A 16,559-nucleotide genomic window follows, 5' to 3' on the forward strand; every position below is an offset into this window, starting at 1 on the left:
ATTCCGACACAGGAGAATCAGTGCTCGAGTCACACACCTTCGATCAGCTTCGTATCGGTCTCGCCACCGCCGACGACATCCGTCGTTGGTCCTTCGGCGAGGTCAAGAAGCCCGAGACCATCAACTACCGCACGCTGAAGCCCGAGAAGGACGGCCTCTTCGGAGAGCAGATCTTCGGGCCCTCCCGCGACTGGGAGTGCGCCTGCGGCAAGTACAAGCGCGTCCGCTTCAAGGGCATCGTCTGCGAGCGCTGCGGCGTGGAGGTCACCAAGTCCTCCGTCCGTCGTGAGCGCATGGGCCACATCGAGCTCGCCGCCCCCGTCACCCACATCTGGTACTTCAAGGGCGTCCCCTCGCGCCTGGGCTACCTGCTGGACATGGCGCCGAAGGACCTCGAGAAGGTCATCTACTTCGCCGCCTACATGGTGATCTCGGTCGACGAGGACGCACGCCACCGCGACCTGCCGACCCACGAGGCGAACCTCCGCCTCGAGATCAAGAACATCGCCGACCGTCGCGACGCCCGTGTCGCCGACCGCCTCCAGAAGCTGGAAGACGAGCTCGCCGCCCTCGAGGCGGAGGGCGCCAAGGCCGACCAGAAGAAGAAGGCCAAGGACGCCGCCGAGAAGGAGATGGCCACCATCCGCAAGCGCGGCGACGAGCAGGTCGCCAAGCTCGAGCGGATGTGGGACGAGTTCCGGGGCCTCGAGGTCGGTCAGCTCAAGCAGGAAGACGACATCTTCCAGGAGCTGCAGGACCGCTTCGGTCAGTACTTCGAGGCCTACATGGGCGCCGAGTCGATCAAGCGTCGCCTCGAGGCGTTCGACCTGGCCGCCGAGGCCGAGTCGCTGCACCTGCAGATCTCCGAGGGCAAGGGCCAGCGCAAGATCCGTGCGATCAAGCGCCTCAAGGTCGTCAACTCGTTCCTGTCGACCGGCATGAGCCCGGCATCGATGGTGCTCGACGTCGTCCCGGTGATCCCGCCGGAGCTGCGTCCCATGGTCCAGCTCGACGGTGGCCGTTTCGCCACCAGCGACCTGAACGACCTGTACCGTCGCGTGATCAACCGCAACAACCGTCTCCGTCGCCTGATCGACCTCGGTGCCCCCGAGATCATCGTCAACAACGAGAAGCGGATGCTGCAGGAGGCCGTCGACGCCCTGTTCGACAACGGCCGCCGCGGTCGTCCCGTCACGGGTACCGGCAACCGCGCCCTGAAGTCCCTCAGCGACATGCTGAAGGGTAAGCAGGGTCGTTTCCGCCAGAACCTGCTCGGCAAGCGCGTCGACTACTCGGGCCGTTCGGTCATCATCGTCGGCCCGCAGCTGAAGCTGCACCAGTGCGGTCTGCCCAAGCAGATGGCGCTCGAGCTCTTCAAGCCGTTCGTGATCAAGCGCCTCATCGACCTCGGTCACTCGCAGAACATCAAGGCCGCCAAGCGTGCCGTCGAGCGCACCCGTCCCGAGGTCTGGGACGTGCTCGAGGAGATCATCCGCGAGCGTCCCGTGCTGCTGAACCGTGCGCCCACGCTGCACCGTCTCGGCATCCAGGCGTTCGAGCCGCAGCTCGTCGAGGGCAAGGCCATCCAGCTCCACCCGCTCGTCTGCGCCGCCTTCAACGCGGACTTCGACGGTGACCAGATGGCCGTGCACCTGCCGCTGTCGGTCGAGGCTCAGGCCGAGGCCCGCGTGCTGATGCTCGCGTCGAACAACATCCTCAAGCCGTCGGACGGCCGCCCGGTGACCCTGCCCTCGCAGGACATGATCATCGGTCTGCACCACCTGACGACCATCAAGGAGGGTGCTGCCGGTGAGGGCCGTGTGTTCGGCTCCGTCGGCGAGGCGATCCTGGCCAAGGACGAGGGCACCCTCGACCTGCAGGCCAAGGTTCGCATCCGCGTTCCGGGTCTGACGTTCCTCGAGGGCGAAGCGCCCGAGGGCTACGAGCGCCACGGTCTGGTGGATGCCTCGCTGGGTCAGGCGATCTTCAACGACACGCTCCCCAAGGGCTACCCGTTCGTCCGCGAGCAGGCCGACAAGGGCAAGCTGTCGCAGATCGTCAACAAGCTGGCCGAGGAGTACCCGAAGACCGAGGTCGCGGCATCCCTCGACCGGATCAAGGACGCCGGCTTCTACTGGGCCACCCGTTCGGGTGTGACCGTCGCCCTCAGCGACGTCCTCACGCCGCCGAACAAGAAGGAGATCGTCGCTGCCTACGAGAAGCAGGCCGCGAAGGTCCAGGGCCAGTTCGAGAAGGGTCTCACCACCGACGCCGAGCGTCGTCAGGAGCTCATCAAGATCTGGACCGAGGCGACCGATGAGGTCCAGAAGGCGATGCGGGACAACTTCCCGGCCGACAACACCATCAACCGCATGGTGAGCTCGGGTGCCCGTGGTAACTGGCTGCAGATCCGCAACATCGCGGGTATGCGAGGCCTGGTGAACAACCCCAAGGGTGAGATCATCCCCCGTCCGATCATCTCCTCGTACCGCGAGGGTCTGTCGGTGGCGGAGTACTTCATCGCGACGCACGGTGCCCGTAAGGGTCTGGCCGACACGGCCCTCCGTACCGCCGACTCGGGGTACCTCACGCGTCGTCTCGTCGACGTCTCGCAGGATGTCATCATCCGCGAGGAGGACTGCGGCACGACCAAGGGTCTCGAGTTCACGATCGCTGCTCCCGGCACCGACGGCACGCTCGTGCGTGACGCCAACGTCGAGAACTCGGTGTTCGCCCGTACCCTCGCCGCCGACGTCGTCGACGCGCAGGGCACTGTCCTGGCCGAGGCCGGCGACGACGTGGGCGACGTCCTCATCGACAAGCTGGTCGCCGGTGGCATCGAGAGCATCAAGGTGCGCTCGGTCCTCACCTGTGACTCCGCTGTCGGTGTGTGCGCCAAGTGCTACGGCCGTTCGCTGGCCAGCGGCAAGCTCGTCGACATCGGCGAGGCCGTCGGCATCATCGCGGCCCAGTCGATCGGTGAGCCCGGTACCCAGCTGACGATGCGTACGTTCCACACCGGTGGTTCGGCATCGGCGGACGACATCACCCAGGGTCTGCCCCGTGTCCAGGAGCTGTTCGAGGCGCGTACCCCCAAGGGTGCGTCCCCGATCGCCGAGGCCGACGGTGTCATCAAGATCGATGAGACCGAGAAGGCCAAGAAGGTCATCCTGACCCCGGACAACGGTGACGAGCCGCACGTCTACCCGGTCCTCAAGCGCGCCACCCTCCTCGTCGAGGACGGCCAGCGCGTCGTGGTCGGTCAGCCGCTGCAGGTCGGAACGCTCGACCCCAAGGAGGTCATGCGCGTGCAGGGTGCCCGCGAGGTGCAGAAGTACCTCGTCGGCGGCGTGCAGGGCGTGTACCGCTCGCAGGGTGTGCCGATCCACGACAAGCACATCGAGGTCATCGTGCGCCAGATGCTGCGCAAGGTCACGGTCGTCGATCACGGCGAGACGGACCTGCTGCCCGGTGAGCTGGTGGACTTCAAGCGCTACCAGCAGATGAACCGCGAGGCTGTCGCGGCGGGCAAGCGTCCCGCCTCGGGTCGCCCCGAGCTGATGGGTATCACGAAGGCGTCGCTCGCGACGGAGTCGTGGCTGTCGGCCGCATCGTTCCAGGAGACCACCCGCGTCCTCACGCAGGCGGCCATGGAGGGCAAGAGCGACCCGCTCGTCGGCCTCAAGGAGAACGTCATCATCGGAAAGCTCATCCCCGCCGGCACCGGCCTTGCGAAGTACCGCAACGTCGTGGTCGAGGCGACGGAGGAGGCCAAGAGCGAGCGGTACCCCAACCGCATCTTCGCCTCGGACGGCGCGTACAGCGACGCCGACCTGAGCTACGTCGACTTCGACAGCTTCTCGACCGACGACTTCACCCCCGGCAGCTATAACTGATCGAGGCGTGATCGTCTGACCGAAGGCCCCCGGGATCTCCCGGGGGCCTTCGGCGTCGTCGGCGCGGGGGACGGCTACCCTGGGACGCATGGCAGGGGTGGGAGGGCGCAACGCCGGCTTCGCGTGGTTCGTCGGCGTCGTGAGCGCGGCGATCGTCGTGACGCTGCTGGTGCTCGCCGTGCCGATGTTCCCTGCCGCCTCGCGATGGATCTCCGAGGCCGCGGGGGTGCCGCAACCCACGGCATCCGCTGCGGCGACCTCGGCCCCCGTCGGCTGCCGCGATCTCTACAACGAAGCGGCGTGGGCCGGTCTCCGGTGGACCGAGGGTGCCGAGATGGTCGCCTCGACGGATGCGCCGGTGTCGACGGCCGCCGACCTCGTCGCCGCACTCGAGCCGCAGGTCCTCGGCGCGTGCACCTGGACCTCCGGGCGAGGCGAGATCTCCACGACGGTCGCGACAGTGCCGCCGGATGCCGGGGCCATCGCGACGGCTGCGTTGCCGCCGCTCGGGTTCGAGTGCGCCCCCGAGGGTGACCGCGTGCGCTGCTCGCGCACCGAGGGAGACCTGCTCGAGACGATCGAGGCCGGCGGCGGGCAGTGGGTGTCGACGTCGCAGCAGGCGTGGCATCCGACCCAGTACGCGGACGGCGTCGCCGCCGCGGTCTGGTCGCGCGCAGGCTGAGCGCTCAGCCCCAGATCGACCGGACGATCGCCGCCGTGTACCCCTGGGGTGCGAGGTTGGAGTACTGCGTGTCGATCGCCACGCCGTCGCGCCAGTAGACGGTGCGTCCGACCGGGAGCCCGAGCTCGTCGGTGCCGCTCTTCTCGCACCGCAGTCCCTCGTCCGGCTCGTAGCAGGTGTAGCCCTCGTCGAGGCCGAGCAGGTAGAGCGCATCGCGCGCCTCGCGTTCGGGGGAGTAGCCCACGACGGTGACGAGGCTCGTGCGGCTCGCGCCGGGGTCGGCCCACACGCACACGCGGCTGCTGTCGGGTCGGATGCCGCCGCCCATGCCCGGTGCGTTGAGCGGGATGCCCTGCAGGGTGTCCAGGATGTCGGGGGTCAGGATGCTCTCGCAGTCCTTCGGCAGCGGCGTGGTCGAGGTCGACGGGCCGAACGGGAACTCCGCGATGGCGACGGGGGTGACGGTCGGGCTGGGGGTTCCGGATGCCGCATCCGTCGGCGCGGGCGGCACCGCGTCGGGCTCGGGGGCACAGGCCGTCACGGCGCCCGCGAGGGTGAGGGCGGCGAGGGCGCCGACGAGCGCACGGCGGATGCGGGGGCGTCGGCTCGACATGGGGTCCACGATACGTCTCGACCCGGACGCGGCGTCGAGACACGTCGGGGCGCCTCCGCGGCGGGTGGGGGCGCCGACGATACGCTCGCTGCAGCGGTGGCGCACGCCTCCGCGTGAGGAGTGACACCGCCATGAGCGACCCCCAGTTCGGCGAGCGGAACGAACCGACGCGCGAGCCTGCCTACGGCGAGCCCGTCGAGGAGTCCACGTCCACCGGCGAGCCCCGCGACGTCGACCACGTCGTCGGCAGCGCCAACGACAGTCTCGCCGAGGCCGAGGCCGCCTCGCGCACCACCGAGGACCGCCCGCGCGGTGACGCGGACTTCTCCGCGACCGACCGCGGTTCGGACCTGTCGATCGACTACGGCAAGTACAGCGAGCCCGACGCGCCCGTGACGGCGTCCGCCGTCGAGAGCGAGCCGCTGTACCGTCCGGCGGCGACGGAGACGGACTCCGAGGCGTCCACCGCCCACACCGACGTCGTCGACGCGCCCGCGCGCCACGACGACGCCGCGGAGCCCGCCACGACCGCGGCTCCCGCCGCTGCTGCGGCGGCCCCGGCCGTCGCCACGGCGGCCTACTCACACGCCGACCAGACCCCGACGACGGTGACCTCGAGCGAGCCCGCCGCGCCCACGGCGGTCTACTCGCAGCAGCCGATCTTCGTGCAGGCCCCCGAGGCACCGCGCGCACGCGGCAACCGCGGTGCCGCCGGCGCGATCGGTCTGGTCGCCGCGCTGGTGTTCGCGCTCCTCTACCTGGCCGCCACGCTCGGTCTTGCAGCGCTCGACGAGCCGATCGCGCTCGCGGGCCTCGGCAGCCGCACCCTCGAGATCCTCACCACCTGGGCGTTCTGGGTGCCGGTGGCGGTCTTCTTCCTGGGCTTCTGGATCCTCGGCGCCTTCATCAACCGCGGTCGTTGGGGTCTGTGGGTGGTCTTCGGGCTGCTCGTGGGCGCCGCAGCCTACGGCGGTCACCTGCTCGGCCAGCTGTTCCAGGCGCCGTTCTGGTCGATCGCGCCGTCTCAGGCTGCCCAGCTCATGGGGGAGCAGCTCCTCGCCCCGCTCGCCGTCATCGCGTTCGTCCTCGGTCGTGAGATCACGGTGTGGTTCGGTGCCTGGGTCGCGCGTCGCGGTCGTCGGGTGACCGAGCTCAACGACGAGGCCCAGCGCGAGTACGAGCGCACGCTCGAGGCCGGCCCGCAGCTCCAGCAGTACTGACAGGCGGCCGCGGCAGGTGTCGCCGTCCGCCGGTGTCGCACCGCCGATCGCCGCGTTCTTCGCGACGATCGGATTCGCGGCGCTCGCGATCTTCGGCTTCGGCTTCACGAGCCTGCTGACCGACACCGACGTCCTCGCCGAGCCGGCGCTCGGCCAGGGCGCCGGGATCACGGCGATGCTGCTCGCGGCCCTCGTCTTCGCGGCCACCGGATACGGAGCGATCCGCCGCGGCCGCTACGTCGGGGCGCTCTGGGTGGCAGCCGCGACGGTGGCCGCCTATCTCGTCGGGATCGCGGCCGGCGGCATCCTGACGGGGACGGATCCCGCGGTGGCGGTCGGTGCCGTCGGCGACGTCGCGGTGTCGTGGTACCTCCTCGTCCTGGCGGTGACCGCGGCCGTCGCGGCGTGGGCCGGGATCGCGCTCGGGCGCACACGGGCGAGCAGACCGCAGTGGCCGTGGGAGCGCGCCGACGAGGAGGAGTGACGGGCGACGGCATCCGGAACGGCGGAAATGCCCCGATCGGCGCGGATCTCCGCGACAATGGAGCCGTGGAGCGCTCGCTCGAGACGCAAGTGGACCAGGCCGTCGAGGCCTGGCTGCGCTGGCTGCCGCGTTGGGAGCCGGCCACGCATCGCGGCCGGGTCGCGCCCTGCCGACGGTGCCTCGGCTCTCCTGTCCTCTCGGCGGCGGGTCTCGGGTCCGACGTGCCGCACGGGGTGCAGCACGGTCTGTCGACCCGGATCAAGACGATCGTCGACAACGCCGTCGCGCACTACACGGCACGCAACCTCCCGATGCTGCAGGCCGAGCTCGACCAGCAGGCCGACCGCAACCGGTCCCGCACCTACCGGCCCGCCGAGGGGCTCGAGCCCGAGTTCGACGGCCTGCCGATGGACCCGGATCCCGTCCCCGGCGCCCCCTTCCTGTTCACGATCGCGGGTCTGGCGGATGAAGCGGATGCCGCGGTGCCCGCGCTCGCTCCGCTCACCGAGGACGCGAAGGCGGCGCTCCGTCAGGAGGTCCGCCTCGCCGACGAGTACGCGAGCATGGTGGGTCGCGAGGTGTGCACGATCCTGCTGCGGCATCGCCTCCGGATCCAGACGGCCGTGGCCCAGTACGTCGAGCCGCAGATCGCGGCACTGCTCGACGAGTTGACCCGGTCGCTCGACGCCCCGTTCGATTCGGGCGACGGTCTTCCCGGGGTCTGACGCGGCTCCGCTCCCTTCCGCGGGGGCCGGTCCTGCTCACTTAGGGTGGGGGGATGATCACGGGTGTCGACAGCGGTGCGGGTGTCGTCCTGGGACTGCTCGCCTTCGTCCTCGGTGCGGCGGTGTACGTGTGGGTCGCCCTGGCGCTCTCGGCCGCCTTCCGGAAGATGGGCGAGGAGCCCTGGCGTGCATGGGTGCCCCTCCTCAACATCGCCGTGCTGCTGCGCTGGGGCGGATTCTCGATGTGGCTCACCCTCCTCGTCCTCGTGCCGGGTGTCGGCCCGATCGCCGTCTGGATCCTCCTGATCCTGACCGTGCACCGGCTGAACCCCGGGTTCGGTTACGGCGGCGGGATGACCGTCGTCGGGGCGCTCCTGTTCCCGGTCTGGGCGACGATCGTGGGGTTCGGTCCGGCTGAGTGGCGGGGCGCGCGCCCCGCCCATCTGCATCCCGATCCGGCGGCGCGGCCCGCGTCGCCTCCCTACGCGCCGTTCGGATCGCTCGGAACGGACTTCGGCGCGCCGTTGCCGCCGCCGCCCTTCCCCGCGCCGGCCGCCGCGCCGGGCGACGATGCGCGGCCCGGTCCCGCGGCCGCGCCGGCCTCACCCGTCGCGCCCCAGCCGTGGGCCCCGCAGACCTCCGCGGCGGCTCCCGCCGATGCGTCGACGCTCGGCGCCGATCCGGGGGCGACGGGGGAGCAGCCCGACCCGACCGCTCCGACGCCGACGATGCGTTCCGGCAGCGCGCTGCCGGAAGTCGCCGACACGTCCACGACCGCGCCGCAGGCGCCGTTCCCTCCGCAGGCCGCACCTCACGCGCCCCGCGATGCGAGCCCTCCCGTCGCCGCCGCGCCGGGCATCATCTCGTCGATGCCGGGGCGCGACGAGGCGCCCGTCACGCGTCTGCGCCCGCCGGCGTTCGGCGCCGACCGCGACGAACGCGACGTCTTCCCCGAGCTGACCGGCGAGGTGTCCGCCATCCCCGGCTCGCCGGCCGCGGGTGCTCCCGTGTCGGCGAGCTCCTCGGTCTCGGCGCAGGAGCGCGAGCAGCAGGAATCGGCCCCCGCGCCGTGGGGCGAAGACCTCGAGCGCACCGTCGTCGTGCGTCGCGGTCACGCGCGGTGGGAACTCGTGCTCCCCGACGGCTCCACCGCCGACCTGTCGGGCGACGTCGTCATCCTGGGGCGCAACCCCGTCGCCGACCCCGCGCATCCGCGTGCCCAGCTCCTTGCGATCGCCGACCCGACGCGGACCGTGTCGAAGACCCATGCCCGCCTCGAGCGGCGCGGCGAGGTGTGGCGCATCGTCGATCTGGGCTCGACGAACGGCATCCTGCTGCCCAGTCCCCTCGGCACGGACGTCGAGGTCGAGCCGGGCGGGGCGGCGGAGGTGGCCGAGCGGTTCCTCCTCGGCGATGCGGCGCTCCGACTGCAGCGGACGGATGCCGGTTCCTGACCGGCGGCTACCTCACCTGAGCACTCGCGGTGAAGTCCGCCCTCGTTTGACCCGACTTCGTCATCCCGCGTATCATTGATCGGGTGTGCGCACACGCGCGCCATGCGACGTGCCCCGGCACGGGACGGGCGAGGCGAGCGCACCAGGGACAGGGCCTGCGAACAGGCCACCCCCACGGCATATCCATCACTCCCGTTCGTCGCGGTCGCGGCGTGCAGATGGATCTGTGGTGAAACCACGAACGCTGTCACCGTGCAGCACCTGTGCCCGGCGCGAGCCGCGTGCAGATCGACAAGGAGAGAACGTGCCAACCATTCAGCAGTTGGTTCGCAAGGGTCGCTCGCCCAAGGTCTCGAAGACCAAGGCGCCCGCCCTGAAGGCGAACCCGCAGCAGGCGGGTGTCTGCACCCGCGTGTACACGACCACGCCCAAGAAGCCGAACTCGGCGATGCGCAAGGTCGCCCGTGTGAAGCTCCGCAACGGGACCGAGGTCACCGCCTACATCCCCGGTGAGGGCCACAACCTGCAGGAGCACTCGCTCGTGCTCGTCCGCGGTGGTCGTGTGAAGGACCTCCCCGGTGTGCGTTACAAGATCGTCCGCGGCGCCCTGGACACCCAGGCTGTCAAGAACCGTAAGCAGGCTCGCAGCCGCTACGGCGCCAAGAAGGGTTGAGCTAGATGCCTCGTAAGGGACCCGCACCCCGCCGCGTCGTCGTCAACGACCCGGTCTACGGTGCTCCGATCGTCACCCAGCTGGTGAACAAGATCCTCGTCGACGGCAAGAAGTCCATCGCCGAGGCCATCGTCTACAACGCCCTCAAGGGCGTCGAGGCGAAGAACGGCCAGGACGCCGTCGCGACGCTCAAGAAGGCGCTCGACAACGTCCGCCCCACCCTCGAGGTCAAGAGCCGCCGCGTCGGTGGCTCGACCTACCAGGTTCCCGTCGAGGTCAAGCCGCACCGCGCGAACACGCTCGCGCTGCGCTGGCTCGTCTCGTACGCGAAGGGTCGCCGTGAGAAGACCATGACCGAGCGCCTCCAGAACGAGATCCTGGATGCCTCGAACGGCCTCGGTGCCGCGGTGAAGCGCCGCGAGGACACCCACAAGATGGCCGAGTCGAACCGCGCCTTCGCGCACTACCGCTGGTAATCAGCACCTCGGCGGCCGGCCGGGTCACCCCCGGCCGGTCGCCCCGCGACATCCGTCACTACACGTAAGGACACCCCGTGGCACAAGAAGTGCTCACCGACCTCAACAAGGTCCGCAACATCGGCATCATGGCGCACATCGATGCCGGCAAGACGACGACGACCGAGCGCATCCTCTTCTACACGGGTGTCAACCACAAGCTGGGCGAAACCCACGACGGCGCCTCGACCACCGACTGGATGGAGCAGGAGAAGGAGCGCGGCATCACGATCACGTCGGCCGCCGTCACCTGCTTCTGGAACAAGAACCAGATCAACATCATCGACACCCCTGGTCACGTCGACTTCACGGTCGAGGTGGAGCGCTCGCTCCGCGTCCTCGACGGTGCCGTCGCCGTCTTCGACGGCAAGGAGGGCGTCGAGCCCCAGTCCGAGACCGTGTGGCGTCAGGCCGACAAGTACGACGTCCCCCGTATCTGCTTCGTCAACAAGATGGACAAGCTGGGCGCGGACTTCTACTTCACCGTCGACACGATCGTGAAGCGCCTCGGCGCCAAGCCGCTCGTGCTGCAGCTGCCCATCGGTGCCGAGAACGACTTCGTCGGCGTCATCGACCTCGTCGAGATGCGCGCACTGGTGTGGCCCGGCGACGCCAAGGGTGACGTGACCATGGGCGCCAAGTACGAGGTGCAGGAGATCCCCGCCGACCTCAAGGACCGCGCCGAGGAGTACCGCCAGCAGCTGCTGGAGACCGTCGCCGAGAGCGACGAGGAGCTCCTTGAGAAGTTCTTCGGCGGTGAGGAGCTCACGATCGCCGAGATCAAGGGCGCCATCCGCAAGATGACCGTCGCCGGCGAGCTCTACCCCGTGCTCTGCGGCTCCGCGTTCAAGAACCGCGGTGTCCAGCCGATGCTCGACGCGGTCGTCGACTACCTGCCGTCGCCCCTCGACGTGCCCGCCATCGAGGCGCACGACCCGAAGGACGAGGAGAAGGTCATCGAGCGTCACCCCGATGCCAACGACCCGTTCGCCGCGCTGGCCTTCAAGGTCGCCGTGCACCCGTTCTTCGGTCGCCTGACCTACATCCGCGTCTACTCGGGTCAGCTCGACTCGGGTGCGCAGGTCATCAACTCGACCAAGGGCAAGAAGGAGCGCATCGGGAAGATCTTCCAGATGCACGCCAACAAGGAGAACCCGGTCGACGCGGTCACCGCGGGCAACATCTACGCGGTCATCGGCCTGAAGGACACCACCACCGGTGACACCCTCGCCGACCCGAGCGAGCCCGTCGTCCTCGAGTCGATGACGTTCCCCGAGCCGGTCATCGAGGTCGCGATCGAGCCGAAGACCAAGGCCGACCAGGAGAAGCTGGGTGTCGCCATCCAGAAGCTCGCCGAGGAGGACCCGACCTTCCGCACCGAGCTCAACCCCGAGACCGGTCAGACGGTCATCAAGGGCATGGGCGAGCTGCACCTCGACATCCTCGTCGACCGCATGAAGCGCGAGTTCCGCGTCGAGGCGAACGTCGGCAAGCCGCAGGTCGCGTACCGCGAGACGATCAAGAAGACCGTCGAGCGTTACGACTACACGCACAAGAAGCAGACCGGTGGGTCGGGCCAGTTCGCGAAGATCCAGTTCGCGCTCGAGCCCCTCGAGGTCACGGCCGACAAGACGTACGAGTTCGAGAACAAGGTCACCGGTGGCCGCATCCCGCGCGAGTACATCGAGCCGACCAACCAGGGCTTCCAGGACGCCATGCAGGTCGGTGTCCTCGCCGGCTTCCCCATGGTGGGCGTGAAGGCGATCCTCATGGACGGCGCGTCGCACGACGTCGACTCGTCCGAGATGGCGTTCAAGATCGCGGGTTCGATGGGCTTCAAGGAGGCTGTCCGCAAGGCCAGCCCCGTGCTGCTCGAGCCGCTGATGGCCGTCGAGGTCCGTACTCCCGAGGAGTACATGGGCGACGTCATCGGCGACCTCAACTCGCGTCGTGGCCAGATCCAGTCGATGGAGGACGGAGCGGGCATCAAGATCGTCCGCGCCCTCGTCCCCCTGTCGGAGATGTTCGGCTACATCGGTGACCTGCGCTCGAAGACCTCGGGCCGCGCGGTCTACGCGATGGAGTTCGACAGCTACTCCGAGGTCCCGCGCGCGGTGGCCGACGAGATCGTCCAGAAGACCAAGGGCGAGTAACACTCGTTCTTCGGATGCCGGGGGCCCGGCCCCCGGCATCCGCCCAAACTGAATATCGTCACGTCAACTACACTGACAACATCCCCGTAGAAACCCGGTCGCAATCCAGCGCCCGGATGACTACACGACAGTCCTGAGGAGGACCCAGTGGCCAAGGCCAAGTTCGAGCGGACCAAGCCGCACGTCAACATCGGAACGATCGGTCACGTCGACCACGGCAAGACCACGCTCACCGCTGCCATCTCGAAGGTGCTCGCCGACAAGTTCCCGTCGGCCACCAACGTGCAGCGTGACTTCGCGTCGATCGACTCCGCTCCCGAAGAGCGCCAGCGTGGTATCACGATCAACATCTCGCACGTCGAGTACGAGACCCCGAAGCGTCACTACGCACACGTCGACGCCCCGGGTCACGCTGACTACATCAAGAACATGATCACCGGTGCCGCTCAGATGGACGGCGCGATCCTCGTGGTCGCCGCCACCGACGGCCCGATGGCTCAGACGCGTGAGCACGTCCTGCTCGCCAAGCAGGTCGGCGTTCCCTACCTGATGGTCGCGCTGAACAAGTCGGACATGGTTGACGACGAGGAGATCCTGGAGCTCGTCGAGCTCGAGGTCCGCGAGCTGCTGTCCAGCCAGGGCTTCCCCGGCGACGACGCTCCGGTCGTCCGCGTCTCGGGCCTCAAGGCTCTCGAGGGCGACGAGAAGTGGGTCCAGTCGATCCTCGACCTCATGGAGGCTGCGGACGAGCACATCCCCGACCCCGTGCGTGACAAGGACAAGCCGTTCCTCATGCCGATCGAGGACGTCTTCACGATCACCGGTCGTGGCACCGTCGTCACGGGCCGCGCCGAGCGTGGCACCCTGGCCATCAACTCCGAGGTCGAGATCGTCGGCATCCGCGCTACCCAGAAGACCACGGTCACGGGTATCGAGATGTTCCACAAGCAGCTCGACGAGGCATGGGCCGGCGAGAACTGTGGTCTGCTCCTCCGTGGCCTCAAGCGCGACGACGTCGAGCGTGGCCAGGTTGTCGTGAAGCCGGGTTCGGTTACGCCGCACACCAACTTCGAGGGCACCGCGTACATCCTCTCGAAGGAAGAGGGTGGGCGTCACAACCCCTTCTACACGAACTACCGCCCGCAGTTCTACTTCCGTACCACCGACGTCACCGGCGTCATCTCGCTGCCCGAGGGCACCGAGATGGTCATGCCCGGTGACACCACCGACATGACGGTCGAGCTGATCCAGCCGATCGCCATGGAGGACGGTCTCGGATTCGCGATCCGTGAGGGTGGCCGCACCGTCGGCGCCGGCACGGTGACGAAGATCATCAAGTAAGTCCTTCGGACATACCGACAAGGGTCGGGCCTTCGGGCCCGGCCCTTTGTCGTTGTCGAGGGGGTGCGCACTCGGCGGGTGCCGACTTAGACTGACCGCGCCGCGGCATCCGCGCGGCTCAGGATCGGAAGAGGGAACTCATGGGTATCGACGACGTGGTCAACAAGAGCAAGCAGTTCCTCGAGCAGCACAAGGACGAGATCCAGACGAATCTGAAGTCCGAGAAGGCCGAGGGCGTCAGCGACAAGGTGCTCGACGCAGCCGCGGAGTTCGTGAAGAAGGTCGCGCCCGACTCCGTGGACGCGAAGGTCGACGAGGTACGCGACAACGTCGACCGCCGCATCGGCAACGAGTAACACGACGGGTTTGAAGGGCCGGATGCTGCGGCATCCGGCCCTTCGTCGCGTCCGGGGATGTGCGGGGTGGAGGGCGGCGTCTGCCGTAGAGGGGAGGCTCTGACAGAATGGAATGTCGACCCAGGGCGGGCCGCGTTCGGGGGGGGGAATCGCGTCGTGAAATCCAGGAGTACTGTCTGTTCATCGCGTGACTCCCGCTCTCTGCCGCGGGAACGCTGATGGCAGGCATCCTGGTGCACGAGTGGCTCGCAGAGCGCGGCGGCTCGGAGAACGTGTTCGAGGTTCTGTCGGAGACCTTTCCGGATGCAGAGCGGTGGTGCCTCTGGAACGACAGCAACGGGCGCTTCGAGGGGGTCAACGAGACGGTGCTCGCTCGCTCCCCCCTGAGAGGCAAGAAGGCGCTCTCCGTGCCGTTCATGCCGTTGGCGTGGCGCATGCTGCCCGAGCGCGACGCCGATTGGGTTCTCGTGAGCAGTCACGCATTCGCGCATCACGCGCGCTTTCGCGGCCCTGCCAGGGACGTCCCGAAGCTCGTCTACGCGCACACCCCGGCGCGCTATGTGTGGGTCCCGGAAGCAGACGGACGAGGGAGAGGCCTGCCCGCCCGTGCACTCTCCAGTGCACTTCGACCGCTGGACCGAGCTCGAGCCCAGGAACCCGTAGCCATCGCTGCCAACAGTCAATACGTCGCCGATCGCATCCTGAACACCTGGGGGAGGGAGGCGGAGGTGATCTACCCTCCTGTCGACGTCGACCGTTTCGCGTCAGAGCCTGACCTCCGGGAGCGCGACCTTCGCATCCTCAAGGCCCTTCCCGACCGGTTCGTCCTCGGGGCGTCTCGCTTCGTAGAGTACAAGCGGCTCGAGGAAGCGATTCGTGTGGGTGCCCTGGCTGACATCCCCGTCGTGCTTGCCGGAGGTGGGCCGGATGAGGCGCGGCTTCGCGCCGTGGCCGAGAGTTCTGCGGCAGCCGTGCACTTCGTCTCCGACCCCTCTCAGGCGCTCCTCAGCGCCCTCTACCGGCGGGCGGCGCTGCTGGTGTTCGCTCCCATAGAAGATTTCGGCATCATGCCGGTTGAGGCGATGGCATCGGGAACGCCCGTTCTTGTCAACGCCGTGGGTGGGGCAGCTGAATCGGTCATCGATGGGGTCACCGGCGCGCACGTACGCGAGTGGGCCGACTTGTCGGAGGTGAACGTCTCGATCGGCCGCGCACTAACCTCGGCGCCCGAGGATTGCCTTCGGCGGGCCGGTGCGTTCGGGGTCAAGGTGTTCCAGGACAAGATCTCGACCTGGGTCGCGGCGGAAAGCGGAGTGGCATGACCCTTCGAGCGCCCGGCTCGCGGGCGGGTGCTCGTCCGCTTACGGTGCTAGCGTGGCCACTCGACCGAAGCGGCGAGAACCCCTACACGAACAATCTCTATGCGGCGTTGCGGGATCGCGGGATCATCGCCACGGAGTTCACCTTCGGCGCGCTGCTTCGCGCGCACTATGACATTCTCCACGTCCACTGGCCCGAAGGTGTTCTGCCCGGGAAGCCTCTCTGGCGTGCCGTGCCGGCAGCGCTCGCAGTCGGGCTCACATTCGCGGTGGCCCGGCTTCGCGGGGCACGGGTGGTGTGGACGGTGCACAACGAGCGGCCTCACCGCCCGGCATCCGAGGGAGGGCTCCGCGCTCTGCATGTGGGTATGCGAATGACGTTGTCAGGGTTGCTTTTCTTGTCGGATGCCTCCCGCGAAGAGTTCTCTCGTTCCTCCACATGGGCTCGTCGTCTACCCTCGACCGTCACGCCGCATGGGCGTTTCGGCGTGCGCTACCCGCAAGCCCAGGAGCGCCGCTCGCAGACCAGGGCCGGCCTTGGGGTGACGGACGACGAGACATTGGTCGCTTTCCTCGGACGGATGGAAAGCTACAAGGGGCCCTTGGACCTCGTCCGGGCGTACTCCCAGCTGCCCTCATCGAGTGGGATCCGGCTGCTCCTCGCGGGGACCGTTCCGTCGAATCAGGAAGGCGATCGGCTTCGGGAAGCCATCAAAGCGGCGCCCATCCTGACGGAAGAAGCGTGGCTGGATGATGAGCGATTCGCCGAACTGAGCGCGGCCGCTGATTTGGTTGTGTACCCGTATCGTCGGATCTTGAACAGCGGCTCGATCCTCGTCCCCGTCGAATATTCGACGCCCGTCCTTGCCCCGGACATGGGCAGCATCCCCGAGGTTTCGACCATGCTCGGCGGTGACTGGATACGGGTCTACGACGGGCCTTTGACCCCGGACACCTTGGCGACGGCGGCGACCGCGGGGAGGCCTGACTCCAGTCCGAACTTCGATTCGTTCGAGTGGGCCGCCATCGCGGCAAGTACAGAGCGATTCTTCAGCGGGCTGCTGAGTGCGCGCCGGCGTCGTCAGCTCAGCTGACGAAGGAGACGGGCCGGAACCCCTCCGATGAGGG

Annotated in this window: 14 protein-coding genes; 13 read left to right on the forward strand and 1 reads right to left on the reverse strand. The window is 68.4% G+C overall.

What is annotated here, in order from left to right:
- The first annotated feature begins 20 nt into the window (after positions 1 to 20).
- The gene (gene rpoC / locus ACPEH0_RS12045) at positions 21 to 3,896 is read left to right on the forward strand and encodes a DNA-directed RNA polymerase subunit beta' (RefSeq protein ID WP_217528420.1); all 3,876 of its coding nucleotides are present in this window, start codon (positions 21 to 23) and stop codon (positions 3,894 to 3,896) included.
- 88 nt (positions 3,897 to 3,984) lie between these two features.
- On the forward strand, positions 3,985 to 4,578 hold the full coding sequence (locus tag ACPEH0_RS12050) for a hypothetical protein (RefSeq protein ID WP_366214258.1): 594 nt from the start codon (positions 3,985 to 3,987) through the stop codon (positions 4,576 to 4,578).
- 4 nt (positions 4,579 to 4,582) lie between these two features.
- On the opposite strand, the gene ACPEH0_RS12055 is transcribed toward ACPEH0_RS12050, so the two are convergent.
- Positions 4,583 to 5,191, reverse strand: coding sequence for a hypothetical protein (locus ACPEH0_RS12055; RefSeq protein ID WP_366214259.1), 609 nt, complete (start codon positions 5,189 to 5,191; stop codon positions 4,583 to 4,585).
- Positions 5,192 to 5,322: 131 nt separating this feature from the next.
- On the opposite strand from ACPEH0_RS12055, the gene ACPEH0_RS12060 reads away from it, so the two are divergent.
- The 11 genes from ACPEH0_RS12060 to ACPEH0_RS12110 all read left to right on the forward strand — a co-directional run bounded on the left by ACPEH0_RS12060 (position 5,323) and on the right by ACPEH0_RS12110 (position 16,525).
- Positions 5,323 to 6,411 (forward strand): ABC transporter, encoded by a 1,089-nt coding sequence (locus ACPEH0_RS12060; protein WP_366214260.1) that lies wholly within the window; start codon positions 5,323 to 5,325, stop codon positions 6,409 to 6,411.
- Between the two features lie 16 nt (positions 6,412 to 6,427).
- The gene (locus ACPEH0_RS12065) at positions 6,428 to 6,895 is read left to right on the forward strand and encodes a hypothetical protein (protein WP_366214261.1); all 468 of its coding nucleotides are present in this window, start codon (positions 6,428 to 6,430) and stop codon (positions 6,893 to 6,895) included.
- Between the two features lie 65 nt (positions 6,896 to 6,960).
- On the forward strand, positions 6,961 to 7,620 hold the full coding sequence (locus ACPEH0_RS12070) for a spermidine/putrescine ABC transporter substrate-binding protein (protein WP_366214262.1): 660 nt from the start codon (positions 6,961 to 6,963) through the stop codon (positions 7,618 to 7,620).
- A 53-nt stretch (positions 7,621 to 7,673) separates the two neighbouring features.
- Positions 7,674 to 9,074 (forward strand): DUF5684 domain-containing protein, encoded by a 1,401-nt coding sequence (locus tag ACPEH0_RS12075; RefSeq protein ID WP_366214263.1) that lies wholly within the window; start codon positions 7,674 to 7,676, stop codon positions 9,072 to 9,074.
- A gap of 304 nt (positions 9,075 to 9,378) precedes the next feature.
- A complete protein-coding gene (rpsL, locus tag ACPEH0_RS12080; RefSeq protein ID WP_018171438.1) occupies positions 9,379 to 9,747 on the forward strand; it encodes a 30S ribosomal protein S12 in 369 nt (122 codons plus the stop codon).
- Positions 9,748 to 9,752: 5 nt separating this feature from the next.
- Positions 9,753 to 10,223, forward strand: a complete 471-nt coding sequence (rpsG, locus tag ACPEH0_RS12085; protein WP_018187368.1) for a 30S ribosomal protein S7 — start codon at positions 9,753 to 9,755, stop codon at positions 10,221 to 10,223.
- Between the two features lie 77 nt (positions 10,224 to 10,300).
- Entirely contained in the window at positions 10,301 to 12,415 is a 2,115-nt protein-coding gene (gene fusA / locus ACPEH0_RS12090; protein WP_064003335.1) for an elongation factor G, read from the forward strand.
- A gap of 147 nt (positions 12,416 to 12,562) precedes the next feature.
- Positions 12,563 to 13,756 (forward strand): elongation factor Tu, encoded by a 1,194-nt coding sequence (gene tuf, locus ACPEH0_RS12095; RefSeq protein ID WP_366214264.1) that lies wholly within the window; start codon positions 12,563 to 12,565, stop codon positions 13,754 to 13,756.
- Between the two features lie 140 nt (positions 13,757 to 13,896).
- Complete coding sequence (locus tag ACPEH0_RS12100) at positions 13,897 to 14,112, forward strand: hypothetical protein (RefSeq protein ID WP_366214265.1); 216 nt, start codon at positions 13,897 to 13,899, stop codon at positions 14,110 to 14,112.
- Between the two features lie 218 nt (positions 14,113 to 14,330).
- Positions 14,331 to 15,434, forward strand: coding sequence for a glycosyltransferase (locus tag ACPEH0_RS12105; RefSeq protein WP_366214266.1), 1,104 nt, complete (start codon positions 14,331 to 14,333; stop codon positions 15,432 to 15,434).
- A complete protein-coding gene (locus tag ACPEH0_RS12110) occupies positions 15,431 to 16,525 on the forward strand; it encodes a glycosyltransferase (RefSeq protein WP_366214267.1) in 1,095 nt (364 codons plus the stop codon). Before ACPEH0_RS12105 ends, ACPEH0_RS12110 begins: the two co-directional genes overlap by 4 nt.
- Positions 16,526 to 16,559 lie beyond the last annotated feature (34 nt).

The sequence above is a fragment of the Microbacterium sp. NPDC079356 genome (assembly GCF_049545465.1).
GTDB lineage: Bacteria > Actinomycetota > Actinomycetes > Actinomycetales > Microbacteriaceae > Microbacterium > Microbacterium gawkjiense.

What these genes read in the sequence shown, in the direction of transcription:
- ACPEH0_RS12050 (WP_366214258.1), top strand. Translation starts at nt 3,985, where the DNA reads ATGGCAGGGGTGGGAGGGCGCAACGCCGGCTTCGCGTGGTTCGTCGGC.
- ACPEH0_RS12055 (WP_366214259.1), bottom strand. Translation starts at nt 5,191, where the DNA reads ATGTCGAGCCGACGCCCCCGCATCCGCCGTGCGCTCGTCGGCGCCCTC.
- ACPEH0_RS12060 (WP_366214260.1), top strand. Translation starts at nt 5,323, where the DNA reads ATGAGCGACCCCCAGTTCGGCGAGCGGAACGAACCGACGCGCGAGCCT.
- ACPEH0_RS12075 (WP_366214263.1), top strand. Translation starts at nt 7,674, where the DNA reads ATGATCACGGGTGTCGACAGCGGTGCGGGTGTCGTCCTGGGACTGCTC.
- rpsG (WP_018187368.1), top strand. Translation starts at nt 9,753, where the DNA reads ATGCCTCGTAAGGGACCCGCACCCCGCCGCGTCGTCGTCAACGACCCG.
- ACPEH0_RS12100 (WP_366214265.1), top strand. Translation starts at nt 13,897, where the DNA reads ATGGGTATCGACGACGTGGTCAACAAGAGCAAGCAGTTCCTCGAGCAG.
- ACPEH0_RS12105 (WP_366214266.1), top strand. Translation starts at nt 14,331, where the DNA reads ATGGCAGGCATCCTGGTGCACGAGTGGCTCGCAGAGCGCGGCGGCTCG.
- ACPEH0_RS12110 (WP_366214267.1), top strand. Translation starts at nt 15,431, where the DNA reads ATGACCCTTCGAGCGCCCGGCTCGCGGGCGGGTGCTCGTCCGCTTACG.